This window comes from Pseudomonas sp. K5002 (assembly GCF_013386655.1).
GTDB lineage: Bacteria > Pseudomonadota > Gammaproteobacteria > Pseudomonadales > Pseudomonadaceae > Aquipseudomonas.
Map to the genome: position 1 here is coordinate 1 of NZ_JACARK010001472.1, position 813 is coordinate 813.

Sequence of the window (813 nt, forward strand, 5' to 3'; positions counted from 1 at the left end):
CCCGGCTTCCACCAACCCGGCCACCGCCGCACCCGTACCCAGCACGCCGGTGGCAACCGAGAAACTGCCGCTCAGGTAGTCGCCTTTTTTCAACGAGTCGACACCGCCAATCACCCCGATCACACCGCCGATAATCCCGCCCGCCGAACCGATGATCTTGCCGGCCGCACCGAGGTTGGCGATTTGCTGCGGACTCAGCGGACCCTTGCCCACCGGCACCTTGCCGGGGAAGTCACCGATGGTGCCGCCATCCGGGCGGTTGACCCAGGTGATGCCGTAACCCGCTTCCTTGGCGTATTTGGTGCCGCCCTCCATCAACAACCCGGCAAATTGCAGCCCGGCGGATACCCGGTTCGCGTCCGCCACCGGCGTGTTGCTGCCGCTGGCCGAACGGGCCATCAGCACGCCGCTCATCAGCACTGCGCTGCCGATGTGCAACAGGCCTTGCTTGAATGCCGGGCTGACGTCGCCGAACTTCATGCCTTCGATGGCCTTGGGCAGTGCGTCGGCGATCTTGTTGCCCTGGCGCCCGATGTCCCATACCGAACGCAGCATCGACACCACTTGCGCCGGGTCGATCTTGCCGCCATCCGAGGTGACGAACATCTCTGGATCTTTTTGCTGGGCGTCGTTGATCGCGGCAGTGACCTTGGCTTCGTCGAAGTTGCCCTTGCCGTCCCCCAGGGTGATGTTCAGGGTGTCGGTGGTGGCGCCGCCGAGCAGGGCGTCGCCAAGGGCTTCGTTGAAATTCACCTGCAAGGTGGCGGCGTCATCCGCCGAGGCCTTGTCGCCGAGGAAGGCCTGGGCCGAGGC

The 813-nt window shown here is 65.2% G+C and carries 1 pseudogene; it reads right to left on the reverse strand.

Features of this window, described 5'->3' with window-relative positions:
• Positions 1 to 813: pseudogene (locus HX846_RS37265) on the reverse strand (hypothetical protein); the annotation flags it as partial.